Raw genomic sequence first — 15,482 nt, forward strand, 5'->3', positions numbered from 1 at the left:
CATCCTGTTCCGCCGTCAAGTTCAACCCGTCGTCCTTCAACTCACGCATCACACACCTCAACACGGCTTCAAGTTCGCCCCCCTTTTGCGACGCCACCTCTATCAGAGCAGATTTTCCACCCACTTTCGAGATGCCCACACCGCGGCGGTTGAATCTCGGCTTTATCCGGCTTGTCCGGCCTAAATCGTCTTGATACGATTTGGTTGTCGGCCGGGCGAAGCGGCGCCCAATGGCGTTTGGATCGCCCGGCCGATGGCATGTTCTCTGCCATGCCCGTGCTGCCGATGTCATTATGTGTTGAGCCCTTAATTCAAGCTCGTTGGGGGCCGTTTTTAGGGTTTGGCCGCGTGTATAGCCGATCGCTCGACGCCAAGATCCTTGCGATCCGGGCGCCGATCCCTTTCGGATCACACAACCCGAACCCGAGGCACCCCCCTTACTGGGTAAACGGGCTCTTCTACTTTCACATCGCCACGGCATTACGGTGGAGACCATGCCGTTTTATAGCCCATCGCGCCGCGGTGGATCAGACCATACCATGTCTCCAGTCGCCGAACGCTTGGTCGAGCTGATCCGCAGCTATGCAAGCTGCGCAGTGGCATTCTCAGCCGGCGTGGACAGCACGGTTGTTGCCAAAGCGGCCTGTTTGGCGCTCGGCGACCAAGCCGTGGCCGTCACAGGCTCAAGCGAAAGTCTGGCGGCGGGCGAACTCGATCAGGCCCGCGAATTGGCGCAGTTGATCGGCATCCGGCATGAAATCTTGCCGACCGAGGAAATGTCCGATCCGAACTATCTTAGAAACGGCCCCGATCGCTGTTACTATTGCAAGACCGAACTCTACCAGCGAATTGAGCCGCTTGCCGCTCGGCTCGGGCTGGCGGTGATCGCCAACGGAGCCAATCTCGACGATCGCGGAGACTACCGGCCCGGCATGACGGCCGCCGCGGAGCATCGCGTGCGCAGTCCGCTCATCGAATGCGGGCTGGGCAAGCCAGGCGTGCGCTCGCTCGCGGCGGAGTGGGGCTTGCCGATCTGGGACAAGCCGGCCGCCCCCTGCCTTTCCAGCCGCATCGCGTATGGCGAGGAAGTGACGGCCGAGCGATTGACGATGATCGACCGCGCGGAGCAGTATTTGCGCGGCCTGGGCCTGCGCGAGCTGCGCGTCCGCTACCATCGTGGCGACATGGCCCGATTGGAAGTGCCGATGGCGGCGATCGAACAACTCTGTGCCGCAGAGATTCGCGAGCAGTTGACCGCAGAATTGCACCGAATCGGCTTCCGCTACATCACGCTCGATCTCGAAGGATTCCGATCGGGCAGCCAGAATCTGGTGCTCGTGCCGCCACCCGCCGCGCGGACGATACTGTCGTCGAGCTAGGCTTTCAGTTCAAATGAGCTTTGGCAGCAACCGCGCAGCATGTTCTTTCTCTTTTTGCGCGGCTTCGAATCGCTCGACGAATTCCTTCTTTGGCGCGCTGCTCACAAACGAGAACAGGCCGTCGTCGTCCAAAACGTTTTGCTGGGAAACAATTGTGCCGACCGATTGATCGAGCAGTTCCTGCGGCAGTGGAATCCTCGCACGCTGATATAACGTATGCAGGTGGCCGATTGTGGCGAGCTGGGCTTGGAGCGTTTCCGTTGCGGTCTCGACCAAGCTGTTTCGGTACACGCCCCAAATGCCATCCAGGCCGCACGGGGTGCAAAGGAAATCACGAATGAGTTCCAACGATTTGGAGTCGTCGTTATTCGACTCAGCTTCGGAAATCAGCGCGAACAAGTCGCGCTGTGAGCGTTTGCGCTGCCGCCGCGAAATCAGCGCGACGATGCCGGGCGCCAGCACGATCAATACGAGAATCAGGACGATTCTAACGAATTCGGTCATGCCGATTCGCCGAAAACATTTGCTCGCGCTAATTCTTCGCTGCCCAAGCGGCGGCTAGCTGCGAGGGGGAAAGGCGATAGACACGGGTGAAGATCGTGTCGAAGTTTTCACCTTGCTTGATCCCGGCCAATAGCTGTTGGAAGCGACTGGCATTGCCCATCAGCCCCTTGGCAAAGCCAAGCGAGAGGCAATCGTTCACCTCGGTGGCCAGGCCATGGTCGAGAAACACTTGGGCGTTGGGAGTGCTGGAGAGAATGCCGGGAATCGCGGCTTCCCAACCCTTCAAGCGCGGGTCGGACCTTTCGAGCTTCAAGGCGGTGGCAGCACCGACCCCTTCGGCAAACCAAGCGGGCGAACGCCCCAAACTGGCGATGTAGTTGCCCGCGATTTCCTGGGTCAACAATGCCGCGAGGGAGTAATCGTTGCTCCCGGTGGCGGGCGGCACGAGCACGCCATAGGCATTGATGACGTTGTAGCGGAAATGCCCTTGCGAATTCGGCGGGAGATCGCGCGATTCGACGGTCTTGGCGAATTCCGAATAGTCGAAATGCTGGCGGCAAACGAAAAGCGTAATCCGCCCCTTCACCAACGGCTTGTCTTCAGGAACCTTGAAGAACTGAGCCACCTTGGCAGCTTGCTGCTCGGCAAGCGTCGCCACCTCATCCATCACGGCCGGGCTGGCATTACCGACCAATGCGAAGTCTTTCGTCTCTTTGATCTGGCCCGGATCGTCCGGAATGGCCGATCGCCAGATTCGCTTGGACCGATCGAGCCGGGCGGCGGCGAGTTCCTCGGGCGTCGAGTGCTCGGCCCTGTAAACCTCGGCGACCATCTCGATCGAGTCTTTCGGGCTGAGCCCGTCGTAATGGGCTCCCTCGGCGATCCATTTTTCGAACTTCGCGATGACTTCATTCGACAACGCCGGCTTTCGCAACGGCATCCGGTCGCCGGCAGTGCCCTTGATCTTGCGCAGCAGAAGACTCGTGGCCGGCTTGCCGGGCAAAACGATCAGCCCACTATTGCCGCCGATCAACAGTTCGTTGAACGTGGTCAAGCGCAGAGCACCGCCCGGATTGTTGGCCGTGCCATGACAATCGAGGCAGTTTTCAACCAGCACCGGGGCAATATCGCGCGAGAAGCGGATCGTTTCATGTCCGTTTGCGGCCATCACTTCGAGTTTTTGCTCGGGCTGCATGTTCGCGCCGGCAACCGGCCCAACGAGTGTCTTGATCGATTGCGTTGCGTTGGCGCCGTCGAACTTGGCTCCCTGGTCGATCCATTTGGTGAGCATGGTGAGTTCGACCATCTCGACCTTGCCGCCGCCGCGAGGCATATCGCCCGATTCGATCACTTCATAGATCCGGCTTCCCTTGCCGTCGCCCGGCATGACAACCGACAGATTCTTGGCCCCTTTCATCAGGGACGCATAGCTGTCCATACTGAACGCGCCGAGGTTTTTGTCCACATGGCATTTGCCGCACTTCGCGACGAGAATGGGTGCTATGTCGTGAACGTAGCTCACCAGCCCGGCGGCCCCAGCGACCGGTTTCTTGACAAGCGGCTTCACGAGCGGCTTCACGAGCGGCTTGGTAATGGGCGTTCTTGCGACAATGGGTTTGTCGGGCTTCGGGGCCAAAGTTTTTGTGGGCGACGCCGGCGAGGCGATGGTGGCCAGCACCCCGGCAATGGCCGGCACCTTGGCGCCGTCAAGCTCCATCATGTCGTGCAGATTGACCAATCGCCGCTTGATCGGCAACGCGCGTTGGGCCAGCTCGGGGGCCGCTGCCGCTTCGACAAGCGCATCTTGGGCCTCGGCCAACGCCGCTGCCGCATCGCGCATCTTGTTTTCTTTGTAGAGCCCCTCGGCCTTCGTCAAGGCGGCATCGGCGGCATGCAACTTTTGCAGCGCCTGTCCTTTCGGAGCGGCGAAAAGCGGCGCCGCAACCAATCCCGCCAGCGCCACCGAAAACGCGATCCATCGAACCGAGCGGAAGGCACGGGTTGAAGTTCGGTCGCAACTCATGCTGAAATTCCTTCGAGAACGCAGATGTTCAGAGCCCAGTAGCCCGCTGCCAACGAGCGCCGGCGCGCACCCCAAGCGTGTCGCTGATTATACGTCCTTCGGTCGAAGACCGACAGCTTATTCCCGCGATCGGCCGTTTTCTGCCGCCAAGGCCATCCGCTGAAGCGTTTCTTCTGCGCCGCGCCCGTTGAAGTGCCTACGCATATCACCGGCTGATTGGTGTGGCCACTAGCCAGCGCAGTCGCCCAGTGCCGGCCGGCGAGTTGACGTTCCGGCTCGGACGCGTCTGACACGAGAACACCGGCCAACGGCAGCGTGTACGAGAATATCGGCGAACGCCGCGGCGCTCGCACTGGCCGACTTCGCTGGCCAGTGGCACACGGCCCACGCCTCGACAACCGTTGACCGGTTTGGCAATTGTTCGTTCGTGTGGCACTGGCTCGTTGGCGGCCGACCCGGTGCCACACGAAGATATGCTCGTGTCGAAATACTTCCAATAGACTGTTAACCGTGACGCCGCCGGGTCGGCTGCGCCGCGGTGGCGGCCAAATGGCCTTTCCGGGTCGGCTTATAACCGTGTTCCAGCGCAAACCACTCGGCGAAGCGCTCGCGATCGACCGCGCGAGAGTTGCGATCGTCGAGCAGATGACCAAGTTCGTGAATCAGGATGTTGTTGAGATAGAAATCCTTGATTGCCCGCTCCGTCCAAACCAGTTTCCAGACGTCGGGTTCATCGTGAACCCAGCGACCGCCGAACATCCGCACTTCATTCACTTGGTTGGGCTTCGGTGGCGCCGAGTACGATTCTTGCAAACTGACTTCGATCGGGTAGAGATAAAGCGCCGAGCCCCATTGCATGCCATAGCAAGGAAAGCTCTGCTTCTTTCGCGTCATTTGGCTCAACTGCACGATCTCGAGCGGCTTGAGAAAGTGCTCGGGCAGATCGGCGAGCCGGGCATGCACCTCGTCCGGCGTTACGACATGGCGGAACCCGACGCCGGGCCGCTGCACGATAATGCGAAACTGCCGCCCATCCTCCCTCGGCTCGTGCCAATTTTCCGGCGGCACAAACGGCAGTCGTTGGGCGCGCTGTGCGGTTCGCGCGCGGCTGCTCAATGGAACGCCCCGCCGGGCTTGTTTCGCACGAGCCATGGCATTGAGATGAGCCAAACGCTTCGGGCTACGGCCACTCGCATTAGACTGGAAAGGATGGAGCATATAGGAAACCCGTCGTCTTCGCTGTTGCTGCAAGATACGGCCGACTTCCATGCTCCACGCCGTAGCACCGCAGTCCCGCGGATGATCGTTTTGATGACCGTTCTGCGAGGGCTCGCAAACCGTCGCAGGAACCACCTCTATACCATCGTAGATAAGCGGCCGAATGAAATACAAGTGAACACATTAAGTCATGTCATGTTAATGACTTAAGTGCATTGAAAATTGCCCCGTTTGCTTGTCCATGGGGTATTGACAACGGCCTTCCGGCCGGCATGGAAATTGGCCTCTCGCAGCCGATATCTCGCGGCATGCGCCGTCCATTCAGAGCGCGCAGGAAATTGCGCGACAAAGCCCGATTGAAGCGTGTGCGATTCCAAACGCGAGCGGACGGTCGAAGAGCGATTACAACCAGCGATCGTCGGAAAAAAAATCGCGAGACGAGGAATCGCTATCGAACCGCAACGAGACCAAGCCCGAAGAAGCCGGTTCAAAGAGCGAAAGGCCGCGAGAGGGCTTCGGAGATGGCGGCGGAACTGGAGTGCCCGACTCACGCAAACTCAAGATCAGCCAGATCAACAGCATTATCAGTGCCAAGCCAAACATGCCCGCGACACCCCACGGCCAAAGCCATTTTGGCAGCGGCGTGGAATTCGTCTTTTTTCGACGATCAATCAAATCGCGCGAGCTGATCGGGCTCGGCTCGGCTTTGCGAACCGTGGCCGTCGAATTCCGGGTGCCGGCCAAAGCGCTCTCGGGTTCTTCGGTCTTGGCGGACGAAAGCGATTGGGCTCGCGGCAAACCGCGCGGCGGCGTCAGACTACGATCGCTGTCGCTCGTGCGGCGTGGCCCGCGGCGAACGGCCGAATCGCCATTTGGCAGAGCGGGCATGGCGCCCCGGCTATCCGACACCTTCGGCTCTCCCGGCCGCGCCTCGGCGCGCCCGGGATTGAAATCGGGTTGTGGCCGCGATGCCGGTCCGCCTTTGATCGTCTCGCGATCGAAATCGGCCAAGGTGTCCTCGATGCTGGTCGGTCGCTCGCGGCGTGGTGGCCGTTGCAAGGTGGCAACATCGCGACGCCGTGGTGGCAATTGGTTTCGCCGCGGTTCTGCGGAATTGCCTCCGGGGCCCGAATTGCGAGCCGCCAGCCAAGCCGACAGCGATGACGCCACTTCGTCGGCCGTCTGACAGCGTGCCTCGGGCGTTTTGGCCATCATCCGCAGACACAAATCCACCAATGCCTGCGGGGCATCGGGCCGATCTTCGTAGACGCTGGCCGGCGCCTTGTGCTGGTGCATGTAAATCCGCTGCGGGAGCGTGCCGGTGGGAAACGGCGGATGGCCGGTCAGCAGGAAATAGAGCGTACAGCCTAGGCTATAGATATCCGCCCGAGAATCGACGCCATGGCTGTCGACCGCTTGCTCGGGAGCCAGATAGTCGGCGGTGCCGAGCACATTTTCATCGTGCGCGATGGTCAGCGACGGCGTTTTCTGATCGATAAACCGTGCCAAGCCGAGATCGAGCAATTTTACGACGCCGCGCCCGTCGACCAGAAGATTCGCCGGTTTGATGTCGCGATGAATCAGGCCCTTGAAATGCGCGTACGCCAAGCCTTCCGCCGATTGGCGAATGTAGTTGGCGGCCGTTTCGAAATCGACCGCCCCCGACTCCTTGACGATATGCTGCAAATCGCGCCCCTCGACATATTCCATCACGATGTAGTGGGTGCCGTCGTGCTCGCCGATATCGAAGGTTTGCACGATGTTCGGATGGTTCAACTGGGCGGCGGCCCGGGCTTCCTGAATAAAGCGGGCGAGATATGACGAGTCGTCGACTCGAGCGGCCGGCAACACTTTCACCGCACGCGGGCAGTGCATGATCGTGTGCTCGGCCAGGTAGACGCTACTCATGCCGCCGGTGCCCAAATGCCCTTGCAGCTTATATTGGCCGAGAAAGAAGTTCTTGTATTTCCCCTTCAGGAGACTGTCGCATTGCCAGCGCGTGAGCAACTTGGCTTCAATCAGCCGTTCGGCCATTCGCTCCGCATCGTCCCATGCAGCGGGGTTGGATTGCTTGAGGGCATCGAGCGTTTGCTTCAACTGGTCTTTCTCGACCAAGCCGCTGCGATCGACGACCACGAGAAACTTTTCGATCGAGATCTTCCCCTTAAGCAGGGTGTCGCACTGCCCACGGCTGACGACCTCCAATCGAATCAGCCGGTCGGCCAATTGCTCCGCGCTTTCGAACGCGGCGGGATCAGATTTCTTGATCGACTTGACGGCCTCAGCCAGTTGGTCTTTTTCGACCAGCCCGCTGCGCTCGATAGTTTCAAGAAATTTTTCGGCCGTAATGGACATGCCGACTCCGGCGCCGGACTGGCGCCTTAGACAAAAGGGCGTGCCTCGCCTCTACCGCCTGTGCAACCCTCGATGGATTGATCCCCGCGAAACCTTCACCCTTGACAATACCACCGCTCGGTGAAACATACCACTATTGACCATCCGCCGTAAAGCAGTTTGCTGGAATTGCTAGCTATTTTTTGATCGCGAATGGCGAGGCATACGGGCAGCTTTCTCGGCCGTCTTCAGCGCTGCGATCACCCGAGCAAAAACCGCCCCCCGCAGGGGGCATCATCGCAGTCGGGTTTTCCCATCCAGCGAAATCATATGACCGAACCGGAAATTATTCTCTACACACGTCTCGGCTGCCACCTCTGCGACGACGCGAAATCCATGTTGGAAAGCCACCGCTTGGCGGTGAAGTGCGTCGACATCGACACCGACCCCGCTCTGGTCGAGCGCTTCGGGCTGTGCGTTCCCGTGGTTTTCATTGATGGCCGGGAACGATTTCGCGGCCGGATCGATCCCGTCTTACTGCGGCGGCTGTTGAAGCGGCACTGAACAACGTTGTTGAAATAGGGCCCCGGTTCGCGCACTCCGGTCCCGCTTCCGACCGTCGGACAACTCGCCGCCGGTGCAATCCTTTCAATCCGAAGCAGTCTCGGCAAGATTCAGCCCGAATTGCTTGCCTCCGCGGATTCGACGGGCTACTTCTATTGATGGGGCTTCTTTCGCCTCGACAAACCGCAAAGTTCTTTTGCGGACCGATGCGGTTCCATCTTCTTGGACAAGCGATCTCACAGCAGCGGCGGAGTCAAGCGGTGTCTTTTCAACCATATTTAAACCGATGGTCTCACGGTGCGCCTCGCGCGGATGTCTCGATTTATAGCCTGATGCATAAGATCCTCGAAGCCGAGCGGGCGCGAGACATCGCAGAGCGTCGTGGCGGCCGCCGTCACCCTTATCGCTGCACGCAATGGGTCGCTGCCGTGGATGAACGCTCGGGCGGCGAATTGGAATTCCGGCCAGTTCAGTGCGTCGATCTTTCGGCGGCGGGGCTGTTATATTTGGCCGACGAACCGCCGGCGACAACCGAGCTTGTCGTGGCGCTTGGCAGCAAGCAGCCGATTCGGCTTCGAGCGCAGGTCCTTCGTGCCGACCGCATTGTCCAGCGGGGCCGGATCATGCACCGCGTCGCCTGTCGATTCACCGACCGCACGATCTAATCTCTGCCACAGCATAGTGCCGCGTGCGTCCTCTTAAGACGCCGGGGACTAGCACACCGCACCGTCGCGTGTAACATTAGTGGCACGCACGCCGGAACAGGGCTTCGCAGCGGGAACGCGCATGCACACGCTTGGCGTGCAGCGGCTTCCAGCCAGCAAGGCGTACAACTTACGTCAGCAATGGACGGGGCCCTTCGTGCTTCGCTCGCTTGCGTCTTGGACGGACTAGACAGCGCGGCCTGGCTCGGTTCGACCGGGCCGGTTGGCGGCAGCCAAAGCAACCTCGCCTTTGCAGAATCCAGACTTGATCCATCCGCCTATGAACACTTTTCGGAAGCTATTGGTTGCGAACCGCAGCGAAATCGCGATTCGCGTCTTCCGCGCCGCCCACGAACTAGGCATTCGGACCGTCGCCATCTATTCGCATGAGGATCGCTTCGCGCTCCATCGCTTCAAGGCCGATGAAGCGTATCAGGTCGGCAAGGTCGGCGAGCCGATTCGGGCGTATTTGGATATCCCCGGCGTCATCGCGGTGGCGAAGCTGCACGAGGTCGATGCCATCCATCCCGGCTACGGCTTCTTGGCCGAGAACCCGGCCCTGCGGCTGGCATGTGACGAAGCGGGCATCAAGTTGGTCGGGCCGCGGGCCGAATTGCTCGAGCAACTAGGCGATAAAACCGCCGCCCGGGCGATCGCCGACATGGCGAAAGTGCCGATCCTTGCGGGCACGAAAGCCGTCCGGAATCTGGCCGAGGCGCGCCGCCTCGCCGCGGGCCTCGGTTATCCGATCATGCTCAAAGCCTCGCATGGCGGCGGCGGTCGGGGGATGCGCGTCGTGTTGAGCGAAGACGAGCTGGCCCCCAATCTCGAACAAGCGCAGCGCGAATCGCTCAACGCCTTCGGCAGTTCGGATGTGTTTCTCGAAAAATATATCCGCCGCGCTCGCCATATCGAAGTGCAACTGCTGGGAGACGAGCACGGCAATCTCGTGCATCTCTACGAACGCGATTGCTCGCTCCAGCGGCGGAATCAAAAGGTCGTCGAAATTGCGCCGGCCCCAAATCTCGAACCCGACCTGCGACGCCGGCTCTGCGAAGCTGCCCTGGCGATCGGCCGGGCCGTTCGCTACGAAAACGCCGGCACCGTCGAATTCTTGCTCGACGTCGAAAGCGGCCAGTTCTATTTCATCGAAGTCAATCCGCGCATCCAAGTCGAGCACACTGTCACGGAAGAAGTGACCGGCATCGATATCGTGCGCAGCCAAATTTTCGTCGCTGCCGGCTATCGGCTTGATTCGCCGGAAGTCGGCATCAAGAACCAAGATTCGATCCACACGACCGGCTTCGCCTTCCAATGCCGGGTGACGACCGAGGATCCGGAAAACCGCTTCGTGCCCGACTACGGGCGAATCATGGCCTACCGCTCGGCGAGCGGACTGGGAATTCGCTTGGATGCTGGAACGGCATTTTCCGGCGCGGTGGTGACGCCGTATTACGATTCGCTATTGGTGAAAGTGTCGGCTCGCGGGACCCGGCTCGCAGAAGCATCGCGGCGGATGGAGCGGTGCTTGCAAGAGTTTCGCGTGCGCGGCGTGAAGACAAACATCCCATTTCTGATCAACCTGATCACGCATCCGAGTTTTCTCGCCGGCAAATGCACGACGCGGTTCATCGACGAGACGCCCGAGTTGTTCCAGTTCATCGTCCGCCGCGATCGGGCGACAAAGCTGTTGCAATACCTCGGGGAAGTGTTGGTGAACGGCAATGCACTGGTCAAAGACCGCCCGCGCAGCACGCGCCGCGAGCCGGCCCCCATTCCGCCATGCAATCTGAAGCAAACGGCGCCGGACGGCACACGGCAGCGGTTGCAAAAACTCGGGCCGGAGAAATTCGCGGCTTGGGTATTGAAGCAGAAGCCGCTGCTGATGACCGACACCACGTTTCGCGACGCGCATCAATCGCTGCTGGCGACGCGCATGCGCACGTTCGACATGCTCGAAATCGCGGAAACCTACGCTCGGCTCGCGCCGCAAATGTTTTCGATCGAAATGTGGGGCGGAGCGACGTTCGACACGGCCATGCGGTTTCTCAAAGAATCCCCCTGGCAGCGCTTGGCCGACCTGCGCACGCGAATCCCCAATGTCTTGTTCCAAATGCTTTTGCGGGCCTCGAACGCCGTCGGCTATACGAACTATCCCGACAATGTGGTGGCGGCATTCGTTCACGAGTCGGCCCAGGCCGGCATCGATCTGTTCCGCATTTTCGATCCGCTGAACTGGACCGACAACATGCGCGTGGCCATGGATGCCGTGCAAAAATCGGGCATGCTCTGCGAGGCGGCGATCTGCTACACCGGCGACATTCTCGACGCCGGCCGGCCGAAATACGATCTGAAATACTATGTCGAGTTGGCCAAGCAGCTCGAACGCATGGGCGCGCATATCCTGGCGATCAAGGATATGGCCGGTTTGTGCAAGCCCTTTGCGGCTCGCGAACTCGTCAAAACGTTGAAGCAGGAAATCGGCATCCCGATCCATTTTCACACGCACGACACCAGCGGCATCTCCGCCGCGAGCGTGTTGAAAGCGGCGGAAGTCGGGCTCGATATCGCCGACGGCGCGAGCGCTCCGATGTCGGGCCTCACCTCGCAGCCGAACTTGAACGCCATCGTCGATTCGCTGCGCTTCACCCCGCGCGAAACCGAGCTCGACCCGGCCGCGCTTCGCGAACTGGCTCATTATTGGCAAGCCGTTCGCGAGTTTTACACGCCCTTCGAAAGCGACATGAAAGCGCCCGATTCCGATCTCTATTTGCATGAAATGCCGGGCGGGCAATTCACCAACCTGCAAGAGCAAGCCCGGGCGTTGGGACTCATGGCCCGTTGGCCCGAAATCTGCCAGACTTATGCGGCCGTGAATCAGTTGCTCGGCGATATCGTCAAGGTAACGCCCACTTCGAAGGCGGTCGGCGATATGGCCCTGTTTCTGGTGACGAACAACCTGACTGCCGAAGACGTGCTCGATCCAGGCCGCGAGCTGGCCTATCCCGAATCGGTGATCGATTTGCTGGCCGGGCGGATGGGGCAGAACCCGGGCGGATTCCCGGTCGCGGTGAAGAAACGCGTGTTGCGTGATCAAAAGCCGGTTCGCGGCCGGCCCGGCGCCTCGCTGCCGCCCGCCGATTTCGCAGTCGCCGCTGAAAAGGTCAAGAAACTGGTGGATCGCGAGCCGAGCAGTCAGGAAGTGGTGTCGTACCTGCTGTATCCACGCGTGTTTCAAGACTTCGCAAGCCACGAGAAGACCTATTCCGACACGAGCATGCTCCCGACTCCGGCATTCCTTTATAGCCAGCAGCAGGGCGAGGAGCTTTCGGTCGACATCGAGCCGGGCAAAACGCTGATCGTCAAACTGCTCACGATCAGCGAACCGCACGCCGATGCCCGGCGCACCGTGTTTTTCGAACTAAACGGCCAGCCTCGTTCCGTAAGCGTCGGCGATCGAACACTGGAGACGACGGTGGTTCGCCGGCCGAAGGCCGATCCGGCCGACGCAAAACAGATCGCCGCCCCCATGCCGGGCTTGGTGGTCGGCGTGGCGGTGAAAATCGGCGACGCGGTTCGCCGCGGACAAAAACTGCTTACACTAGAAGCCATGAAAATGGAAACCACGCTCTACGCCGAAGCCGATGGCCGCGTGGCCGACCTGCTGGTGAAGCCGGGCACGCCCGTCGAAGCCGGCGAACTCGTCGCTCGGATGGAGTAGAGCCGCCGTCGAGCTGGCCGGCTAGCGGGCGACAGATTGCAAGCCCTTTGATAATCGCGTTCGCGAAATTTGATCGATCGATCGCAACTCACTTCAGGAGGAATTGACTTATGGCTAAAACGACTTGCCCAATCAACCGCGCTGAGTTCCACAAAGATGCCAAGCAGGTCGAGCTGACGATCAACGGCGTGCCGATGATCGCGGAAGTGCGCGAATTCTCGACCGGTTCGCTCGGCTGGTATTTGAACGGCAAGACGACCGTCAAGGTCGGCGAAAAAAATGTCACCGTTCAAATCGGCCTCAATATGACGATCGTCGGCTCGAAAGAACTGCCGAAGTAAATGACGAATGTCGAAGCATGAATGACGAAATAACGCGCGCAGCCGCAAGCGCACTTCCGACCCGCTCGATATTGCTGACCGCTTGCGGTTTCGCGCGTCTAACCCCTCACCCTCACCCTCGCCCTTGCTCTCGCCATGCACGCCATCGTTTTGCAACAGCCGCGGCAGTTTGAATCGGTCGAAATCGACGAGCCGCTCGCCCCGCAGCCGGGCGAGGTGCTGGTGCGCGTCCACCGCGTCGGTATTTGCGGCACCGATATCAGCGGCTATCTCGGCAAATTTCCATTTTATAGTTACCCGCGGATTCCCGGCCATGAATTGGGCGTCGAGGTGCTGGCCGTCGGCGCCGACGTGAGCAACGTCAAGCCGGGCGAGCGCTGCTCCGTCGAACCCTATATCAACTGCCAGACCTGCTATTCCTGCCGCCACGGCCGGCCGAATTGCTGCCAGAATCTGCGGGTGTTGGGCGTGCACACCGACGGCGGAATGCGGTCGCGGTTTATCGTACCCGCTCGCAAGCTTCACGCTTCCGCCAAGCTTTCGGTCGAACAATTGGCGCTGGTGGAAACGCTGGCGATCGGCTGCCATGCCGTCGATCGAGCCGCCCCCCGGGCCGACGAGCACGTGCTGGTGATCGGCGCCGGCCCGATCGGTTTGTCCGTGCTCGAATTCGTGCGGTTGACTGGTGCAAAAATCACCGTGCTCGACTTGAACGCCCAGCGGCTCGAGTTTTGCCGGCGGATGCTGGGCATCGCCAACACGCTGCAGTCGCAGGGCGACGGCTCGGAATTGGCCGAGTTGGAAAACATCGGCGGCGGCGTTTTGCCGACCGTCGTGATCGATGCGACCGGCAATGTGAACTCGATGAACCGTTCGTTTCATTATGTCGGCCATACCGGTCGGTTGGTGTTTGTCGGCATCATCACGAGCGACGTGACCTTTTCCGATCCGCTGTTCCACAGCCGTGAGCTGACGCTATTGGCGTCGCGAAATGCGCTGTCGGCCGATTTCCGCCGCATCATCGGTTTGATCGAAGATGGGCGGATCGACACGGCTCCCTGGATCACGCACCATGCCACCTTCGCCTCGCTAGCCGCCGATTTTCCATCCTTCACCAACCCCGAAACGGGCGTCGTCAAAGCCATGGTCACCGTCGATTGAGCATCGCAATCATTAAGCCGGCTTTCCAGCGTTCGTCATTCGTGCTTCGTCATTCTTTCGACATTCGGCATTCGTCATTTGGCCGCTATGATCCGCTCCTGCGTTACCGTTAGTTTGGTGTCCGAGGCCCGCGGCGGCCCGTTCGTCTTTTGGGACGACCTGCCGGCCGCATGCCGCAGCGCGAGCGAATTGGGGTTCGACGCAATTGAAATCTTTCCACCGGCGCCGGAGGCGGTTGAAGAGATTTCGGTTCGTCGCTTGCTCGACGAGAACGGCTTGAAGCTCGCCGCTGTCGGAACCGGGGCGGGTTGGGTGCGGCACAAATTGCATCTGTGCCTGCCTGAAGCCGACAAGCGTGTTGCCGCCCGCGACTTCATTCGCCGCACGATCGATGCCGCCGGGAAGCTGGGCGCATCGACAATCATCGGATCGATGCAGGGCCGATGGTCCGAGCTAGTTTCTCGCGAGGCAGCGCTCGGCTATCTTGCCGAATCGCTCGGTGAATTGGGAGAGCACGCGCGCAAACATGGCGTGCCCTTGTTCTACGAGCCGCTCAATCGCTACGAGACGAATCTGTGCAATTCGCTCGAATCCGGCGTCGAATTGCTCGAGTCGCTATCGACCGACAATGTTCGCTTGCTGGCCGACTTGTTCCACATGAACATCGAAGAGCCGAATATTGCCGTGGCAATCCGTACGGCGGGCCGACATATCGGGCATGTCCACTTTGTCGATTCCAATCGTCGACCCGCCGGTTCGGGCCATATCGATTATGCGCCTGTCGCGGCCGCCCTGCGCGAGATCGGCTACGACGGCTATGTGTCGGCCGAGGCGCTGCCGTATCCCGACAGCCAATCGGCCGCCCGCTTGACGATCCAAGCCTACCGAAAGTACTTTCCGAAAGCATGACCAAACGCGCGAAACCGCAAGCGAGCGTCCGTGCCGCCCGCGCCTCGAGCCTCGCTTGCGGTTTCGCGCGTTGCCTTACCGATGAGTCGGCCGTGCCGGTCGCCCGTCAAAGGACAACTCCACCGTGTTGAAATACAAACTGCTGCACGGGCCGATCACGGAAATTCTTGCCGGCGCCGGCCATCATGCCAAAGTGCTGATCGCCGACGGCAACTATCCATCTTCGACGGCCCGGGGAGCGGACGCGGAAGTGATCTCGCTCGCTCTTTCGCCGGGCTTGGTCAATTGCACGCAGGTGCTGGAGGCGCTGGTCTCGGCAGTGCCCATCGAAGCCGCCAACACGATGGCCTACGAAACCACCGGCCCATATGCCTTGCAAGTCGATCCACCGGTTTGGGCCGAATATCGCCGCGTGCTAGCCGAGGCGAAACTGAATTTGAAACTCGATCCGATCGAAAAATGGGCTTTTTACGAAGCCGTCCGCAGCGTCGATCACGTGTTAACCATCCAAACCGCCGATGAACAGCGATTCGCGAATCTGTTGCTGACGATCGGGGTAAGGATGTGAATTAGGGTGAGGGAATAGGGTTAGGGGTTAGGGACGAAGCAGATTGCGCCGCGCGC

General features: G+C 60.3%; 12 protein-coding genes. 8 read left to right on the top strand and 4 right to left on the bottom strand.

What is annotated here, in order from left to right:
• Positions 1-539: 539 nt before the first annotated feature.
• The gene (gene larE / locus VHX65_03425; protein ID HEX3997583.1) at positions 540-1,379 is read left to right on the top strand and encodes an ATP-dependent sacrificial sulfur transferase LarE; all 840 of its coding nucleotides are present in this window, start codon (positions 540-542) and stop codon (positions 1,377-1,379) included.
• Positions 1,380-1,388: 9 nt separating this feature from the next.
• Here the strand turns inward: larE and VHX65_03430 are convergent, their stop codons facing one another.
• The 4 genes from VHX65_03430 to VHX65_03445 form a co-directional block, all read right to left on the bottom strand.
• Positions 1,389-1,883, bottom strand: a complete 495-nt coding sequence (locus VHX65_03430) for a hypothetical protein (GenBank protein ID HEX3997584.1) — start codon at positions 1,881-1,883, stop codon at positions 1,389-1,391.
• A 28-nt stretch (positions 1,884-1,911) separates the two neighbouring features.
• A complete protein-coding gene (locus VHX65_03435; GenBank protein HEX3997585.1) occupies positions 1,912-3,906 on the bottom strand; it encodes a c-type cytochrome domain-containing protein in 1,995 nt (664 codons plus the stop codon).
• 504 nt (positions 3,907-4,410) lie between these two features.
• Positions 4,411-5,058, bottom strand: a complete 648-nt coding sequence (locus VHX65_03440) for a hypothetical protein (protein ID HEX3997586.1) — start codon at positions 5,056-5,058, stop codon at positions 4,411-4,413.
• 468 nt (positions 5,059-5,526) lie between these two features.
• A complete protein-coding gene (locus tag VHX65_03445; protein ID HEX3997587.1) occupies positions 5,527-7,479 on the bottom strand; it encodes a protein kinase in 1,953 nt (650 codons plus the stop codon).
• Positions 7,480-7,788: 309 nt separating this feature from the next.
• Here VHX65_03445 and VHX65_03450 point away from each other — a divergent pair, with 309 nt between their 5' ends.
• From VHX65_03450 to VHX65_03480, 7 genes are all read left to right on the top strand, one after another.
• Positions 7,789-8,022, top strand: a complete 234-nt coding sequence (locus VHX65_03450) for a glutaredoxin family protein (protein HEX3997588.1) — start codon at positions 7,789-7,791, stop codon at positions 8,020-8,022.
• Positions 8,023-8,354: 332 nt separating this feature from the next.
• Positions 8,355-8,687, top strand: coding sequence for a hypothetical protein (locus tag VHX65_03455; GenBank protein ID HEX3997589.1), 333 nt, complete (start codon positions 8,355-8,357; stop codon positions 8,685-8,687).
• A 319-nt stretch (positions 8,688-9,006) separates the two neighbouring features.
• Positions 9,007-12,447: a pyruvate carboxylase gene (locus VHX65_03460; protein HEX3997590.1), complete on the top strand. Its 3,441-nt coding sequence runs from the start codon at positions 9,007-9,009 to the stop codon at positions 12,445-12,447.
• A gap of 110 nt (positions 12,448-12,557) precedes the next feature.
• Positions 12,558-12,788, top strand: coding sequence for a hypothetical protein (locus tag VHX65_03465; GenBank protein ID HEX3997591.1), 231 nt, complete (start codon positions 12,558-12,560; stop codon positions 12,786-12,788).
• Between the two features lie 135 nt (positions 12,789-12,923).
• Complete coding sequence (locus VHX65_03470) at positions 12,924-13,949, top strand: zinc-binding alcohol dehydrogenase family protein (GenBank protein ID HEX3997592.1); 1,026 nt, start codon at positions 12,924-12,926, stop codon at positions 13,947-13,949.
• 87 nt (positions 13,950-14,036) lie between these two features.
• On the top strand, positions 14,037-14,858 hold the full coding sequence (locus tag VHX65_03475) for a sugar phosphate isomerase/epimerase family protein (GenBank protein HEX3997593.1): 822 nt from the start codon (positions 14,037-14,039) through the stop codon (positions 14,856-14,858).
• Between the two features lie 124 nt (positions 14,859-14,982).
• The gene (locus VHX65_03480; GenBank protein HEX3997594.1) at positions 14,983-15,426 is read left to right on the top strand and encodes an RbsD/FucU family protein; all 444 of its coding nucleotides are present in this window, start codon (positions 14,983-14,985) and stop codon (positions 15,424-15,426) included.
• Positions 15,427-15,482: the final 56 nt, after the last annotated feature.

Source organism: Pirellulales bacterium (assembly GCA_036267355.1).
Classification (GTDB): Bacteria; Planctomycetota; Planctomycetia; order Pirellulales; family DATAWG01; genus DATAWG01.

Excerpts from the sequence above, each read along its gene's own strand:
- larE (HEX3997583.1), top strand. The coding sequence starts at position 540 with ATGTCTCCAGTCGCCGAACGCTTGGTCGAGCTGATCCGCAGCTATGCA.
- VHX65_03430 (HEX3997584.1), bottom strand. The coding sequence starts at position 1,883 with ATGACCGAATTCGTTAGAATCGTCCTGATTCTCGTATTGATCGTGCTG.
- VHX65_03435 (HEX3997585.1), bottom strand. The coding sequence starts at position 3,906 with ATGAGTTGCGACCGAACTTCAACCCGTGCCTTCCGCTCGGTTCGATGG.
- VHX65_03440 (HEX3997586.1), bottom strand. The coding sequence starts at position 5,058 with ATGGCTCGTGCGAAACAAGCCCGGCGGGGCGTTCCATTGAGCAGCCGC.
- VHX65_03445 (HEX3997587.1), bottom strand. The coding sequence starts at position 7,479 with ATGTCCATTACGGCCGAAAAATTTCTTGAAACTATCGAGCGCAGCGGG.
- VHX65_03450 (HEX3997588.1), top strand. The coding sequence starts at position 7,789 with ATGACCGAACCGGAAATTATTCTCTACACACGTCTCGGCTGCCACCTC.
- VHX65_03455 (HEX3997589.1), top strand. The coding sequence starts at position 8,355 with ATGCATAAGATCCTCGAAGCCGAGCGGGCGCGAGACATCGCAGAGCGT.
- VHX65_03460 (HEX3997590.1), top strand. The coding sequence starts at position 9,007 with ATGAACACTTTTCGGAAGCTATTGGTTGCGAACCGCAGCGAAATCGCG.
- VHX65_03465 (HEX3997591.1), top strand. The coding sequence starts at position 12,558 with ATGGCTAAAACGACTTGCCCAATCAACCGCGCTGAGTTCCACAAAGAT.
- VHX65_03470 (HEX3997592.1), top strand. The coding sequence starts at position 12,924 with ATGCACGCCATCGTTTTGCAACAGCCGCGGCAGTTTGAATCGGTCGAA.
- VHX65_03475 (HEX3997593.1), top strand. The coding sequence starts at position 14,037 with ATGATCCGCTCCTGCGTTACCGTTAGTTTGGTGTCCGAGGCCCGCGGC.